Annotated in this window: 5 protein-coding genes; all 5 read left to right on the top strand. The window is 41.7% G+C overall.

Features of this window, described 5'->3' with window-relative positions; all coding sequences use genetic code 11:
- Positions 1-447: 447 nt before the first annotated feature.
- On the top strand, positions 448-975 hold the full coding sequence (locus tag MOMUL_RS14945) for a tripartite tricarboxylate transporter TctB family protein (protein ID WP_161485041.1): 528 nt from the start codon (positions 448-450) through the stop codon (positions 973-975).
- A 20-nt stretch (positions 976-995) separates the two neighbouring features.
- A complete protein-coding gene (locus MOMUL_RS14940) occupies positions 996-2,510 on the top strand; it encodes a tripartite tricarboxylate transporter permease (RefSeq protein ID WP_062286182.1) in 1,515 nt (504 codons plus the stop codon).
- Positions 2,511-2,693: 183 nt separating this feature from the next.
- Positions 2,694-3,710 carry a tripartite tricarboxylate transporter substrate binding protein gene (locus tag MOMUL_RS14935; protein ID WP_062286181.1) on the top strand — a complete coding sequence of 339 codons (1,017 nt, stop codon included), beginning with the start codon at positions 2,694-2,696 and terminating at the stop codon, positions 3,708-3,710.
- A gap of 78 nt (positions 3,711-3,788) precedes the next feature.
- Positions 3,789-4,724: a hydroxyacid dehydrogenase gene (locus tag MOMUL_RS14930; protein WP_062286180.1), complete on the top strand. Its 936-nt coding sequence runs from the start codon at positions 3,789-3,791 to the stop codon at positions 4,722-4,724.
- Between the two features lie 20 nt (positions 4,725-4,744).
- On the top strand, positions 4,745-4,927 hold the full coding sequence (locus MOMUL_RS16430; RefSeq protein WP_153018455.1) for a UxaA family hydrolase: 183 nt from the start codon (positions 4,745-4,747) through the stop codon (positions 4,925-4,927).
- The last annotated feature ends 62 nt before the right edge of the window (positions 4,928-4,989 follow it).

Raw genomic sequence — 4,989 nt, 5'->3', positions numbered from 1 at the left:
GTAGGGGACATCATAGCGCTGGGAGATATTGGCGCTCCGGACACCGTAAAAGAGGGCGACATAATGGAAGCCATCATACCCGAAATCGGTGTTTTACGTAACCCGGTCAAAAAAGAAGAATAAGGATTGTTACGAGAAGTGGGCCAGGATCTAGTGATAGTTATTTGGGCTTAGGTGGGTTACTGGTGACGGCCTATGGCCTAATCTCCCTTGTGGCCGTCACCAGGTCCCATTAGGAAAAAAATAAGGGGCAAGGCGCTGGTACCCGAAAGCGACCAAGATATAAAAAATTAGGCTTTTCTAAATAGACTGATGCCCTGCACTTCTCCTTAGGCCGCGCGAGAGGTTTTACTCTCTAGGGCAGACTAGTTTTTAGGACTGCACTTATCTCTATTTGTGACATTATTCATATACTACTGCCTGGCAGCTAATTGCTAGATTTGTTATGTGGATAAGGTGGACAAGGCTGAACGTAATTACCAGGTCTGTAATAAGGAGGGGACACTAATGCAAGAAATTTATTTTACGGGGTTTATCCTCTTAGTTTCCATAATCTATACATTCAATGCTTTAACTTTAAGAATAGGCAATACCCATGCTCCAGGTCCGGGATTTTTGCCCCTGGGCATAGGGTTAGGTGCTATTATCATGGCGTTGATTGTTCTTGTAAATAGTATTTTAGAAATGAAAAAAGAAAGAATTAATGAAGGGGCTAATCAGAAACAGGATATCACCGAACCATTTAATGCCAAAAGAGTAATTCTGTTTGTTTTAGGCGTAGCCGTATATATAGCAATCATGGAAACAGCAGGGTTTCTTATAGCTTCATTTTGTTTAATGTTTTACCTATTCCGGGTCATGGGTATTGGAGGATGGGCAAAGCAGATAATTTATGCTCTTCTATCCTCGGGCATCGCCTATATAATTTTTGCCTTGTGGTTAAACGTACCATTTCCCCAAGGATTCCTGAGATAATCATTAAAGGAGGGTAAAATATGGAAGTTATTAGCAACTTGATCCATGGCTTTCAACTGGCCATAACGCCTCAAGCTTTAGTGGCTTGTCTTCTTGGGGTAATTATTGGTACTATCACCGGTGTATTACCAGGCTTGGGGCCGACTGGCGCAATGGCGTTACTCTTACCCTTAAGCTTTGGCATGGATCCAGCTCTTGGGATAATTATGCTGGCAGGAATTTATTATGGTTCAATGTATGGCGGCTCTACCACAGCCATTTTAGTTAATATGCCTGGTGAAACTGCCTCGGTAGTCACCTGTATTGACGGCTACCAAATGGCCAAAAAAGGCCGTGGCGGTGCAGCGATGGCCGTTGCTGCTATAGGATCATTTGTGGCTGGTACCCTGGGCATAGTAGGTTTGATGCTTTTTGCTCCTAAATTGGCCTTATTTGCGGTTAAGTTTGGACCCGTCGAATTTTTTGCTCTGGCTGTTTTAGGCTTAATATTACTAAGTAATGTCACAGGGAAATCCATGCTTAAAACGATGTTGATGGTCTTCTTGGGAATAATGCTCAGCACTATCGGTATTGACCCTCAAGAAGGTGTCGAAAGACTTACTTTCGGAATTCTTAATTTGCAGCAGGGGATTGAGTTTACTATTGTAGCCATGGGCTTTTTTGGGATTAGCGAAGTCCTTAGAGTGGTAGGTGGTCCTTGCGAGAAAAGCAGTGTACCTAATGTAAGGTTTAGAGATTTATACCCCAATAAAGAGGAAATAAAACGTTCGATCAATCCCATGCTCAGGGGCGGTGTTATCGGCTTTATAATTGGACTTTTGCCCGGTCCGGTGAATTTTATATCTTCTCTTGTCTCTTACCGGATGGAAAAAAGGTTATCAAAGCATCCAGAGGAATTTGGTAAAGGTGCAGTCGAGGGTGTTGCCGGACCGGAATCAGCTAATAATTCGGCAGCTGCAGGTGCCATGGTGCCATTATTGGCTTTGGGTCTTCCTTTTACGGCAGCAACAGCCATTCTTGTGAGTGGGTTTTTAGTTCATGGAGTCGCCGTAGGACCTTTACTTATTCGCCAACATGCTGACTTATTTTGGACAGTAATTGCTAGTATGTACATTGGCAATGTCATGTTATTGATTTTCAATTTGCCGCTAGTTGGGGTCTTTGCTTCGGTTCTCAAAATACCACCAAAAATACTTATGCCCATAATCATGCTGATTACTATAGCGGGTGCCTATAGCATTAACAACAGCATTTTTGATCTCTGGTTACTGCTAATATTTGCTGTCATAGGATACTTTGCAGAAAAGGCAGATTTTGATGGCGCGCCGCTAGTTGTAGGTCTTGTTCTTGGGAAAACGTTGGAAACAGGTTTAAGAGGAGGACTAGTACTTGTTCAAGGGGATATATGGCAATTCTTCAAACGGCCAATATCAGGAACGATGCTATATATTGCCATACTACTTATAGTTTATTCAGTGGTCCGCTTTATATACGCTAAAAACAAAAAAGTTAATACTAATACAGTAGAAACTTAAATAAAAGCAATATAACCAAATGCCTATTTTATCTGGTGGATAATTTTTAGGGGGTGATAAAAAAATTAACAGGTGGTTAATTTAAAGTAAGCAGAAATACAGGGGGTGTTGCTAGAAAAAGAAGTTAAAGAGTAAAGAAGTAGAGCAATAAATCCTAATGCAAACAAAAGGGAGGAAACAATAGTGTTTAAAGTTAGCAAGAAGATGACCATCTTCATTGTTGCTATCTTGACTCTTGCGCTTATCGCCGGCTGCGGTAAAGGAGAAGGACAAAAGGCAACCCCGGATGCCGGGAAACAAGCAAGTGAATTAAAATTTCCTGAAAAGCCCATTACAATAATTGTGCCATTTAAAGCAGGTGGTGGGACTGACGCCATTGCAAGAAAACTTGCCAATATGCTTCAGCCGAAAGGTGTAGCAGTTTTAGTTATAAATAAAGAAGGTGGCGGAGCTAATATAGGGTTTACTGAAGCCGCGAAAGCCAAACCCGACGGCTATACCTTAGCTTTTAATACAGCAAATATGGCTATCAATTATGCTATGGGCCTTTCCGAGTTAACTTACAAAGATTTTGAACCCATTATTGCTGTTAACACTGACGTGGGAATGATAAGTGTACGTAAGGATAGCAAATATAAAACTATCCAGGATTTGATTAATGATGCCAAAGCTAACCCCGGCAAACTTAAGATTGGCGTAGGTTCTGCCGGAAGTCCCTGGCTAATGGGTTTGGCTAAACTTAAGGATAAAGCAAAAATAGATTTCACCATCGCAGTTGCTAGCGGCGGTGGTGCTGAAGTAGCAAGTAATCTTCTTGGCGGGCACATTGATGCTGCTTGTCATGCGCCCAGCGATATGGCCGGCCTTATGAAATCGGGTGACTTAAGGCCGTTAGCAGTTATGGGCGATGAAAGAAATCCCAACTATCCTGACGTCCCAACTCTGAAAGAAGTAGGTTATGATGTTACTCAATTAGGGCCGCGGGGATTTATTGCTCCCAAGGGAACCCCTAAAGAAGTAGTAAAAAAGTTACATGATATTTTCAAAGAAGTAATAGATACACCCGAATATAAGGAGTATATGAAGAACCAGGATACCGAGTATATGTATTTGAATACTGAAGACTACACTAAATTCCTTGAAGACGAACTAAAAACCTATATAGAGTTAGCCGAAAAATTTTCACTGAAAAAGAAATAAATATAAGGTATAGGGGGCTTCTTGCAATAGCAAGGAGCCCTAATAAACTTATTTATGAAAATGTGGAGTGGAAGCATAATGTATATCATCACAGAGCCATTACTTGACGAAGGATTAAAGATCTTACGGACCATTGGTGAGGTTAGGGTTATTGAAAATACGAACCCAGAAAATTTAAAAGCCGAAATTAGAAATGCGGATGCGATAGTCGTAAAGTTTGCCAGGATAACGAAAGAATGCATAGACGTTGCCCACCATTTGAAGGTTATTGCCAAGCACGGCGTGGGAACCGACAATATTGACGTTGAAAGGGCTACAGAGCGAGGAATTTGGGTTGTCAATGTGCCTGCTGCCAATGCCGATTCCGTAGCAGAGTTTACAATTGGACTTATATTAGCCATTACTCGAAGGATTCCGGAAGGCGTTCAACAGATTAAGGAAGGTAAATGGGAAAGGGAATCATTATTAGGGCTGGAGCTGACAGGCAAAACCCTGGGGATAATTGGCTTTGGGACCATTGGCCAAAAAGTTGCGCGGAAAATAAAGGGTTTCGATATGAAACTGCTGACATACGACCCCTTTGTATCGAAGGAAAAGGCCGCAGAATTGGGAGCCGTTTTAGTTGACTTAGATACCCTGTTGAGGGAATCGGATATTATTACGCTGCATTTACCCTTAAACAAAGAAACCAGGGGGTTAATTGGCGAGCGGGAGTTAAAAATGGTTAAGCCCTCTTCCTTCCTCATCAACGCAGCGCGGAGTGAAATTGTTGACAAGAAGGCCTTAATTTCTGCAATAAAAGAGAAAAGGTTGGCCGGGGTTGCTCTGGACGTATTTGAAACTGAACCTCCTCCGAGCAATGATGAATTGCTGGCGTTACCCAATGTTTACGCAACACCCCATATAGCTGCCATGACCAAGCAGGTTCAAGAAAATATTGTAAGAACTGTTTGCAGCGATGTTGTTAGGGTTTTAAAGGGGGAAGCTCCTGTAAACGCCATCAACAGGGTCTAAATACATTCTTCAGCTTAAAGATGCCAGATAAAATGGATATCAATGCCGGAAGAATTGCTAAGGGTGAAGCAATGATAGAAGATGTAGGGCAAGAAATATATGAAGAAATTTTAAAAGTAGCCCATAAAAAGGACAATTTAACCCATCTTCCGCACCCTGTGAGCAACCCAAAAATAATTTTTACAGGGTGCAGAAGGAAATAAAAGTAGAGAGAATCTTCTAACCAGGAATTTCTAATTGAGTATCGAATCATTCCTCTAAGAGA

Origin of the sequence: Moorella mulderi DSM 14980, assembly GCF_001594015.1 — a bacterium.
GTDB lineage: Bacteria > Bacillota > DSM-521 > Neomoorellales > Neomoorellaceae > Neomoorella > Neomoorella mulderi.
Note: the sequence above shows the minus strand (reverse complement) of the source record. Positions and strands in the feature narration are given on the sequence as shown.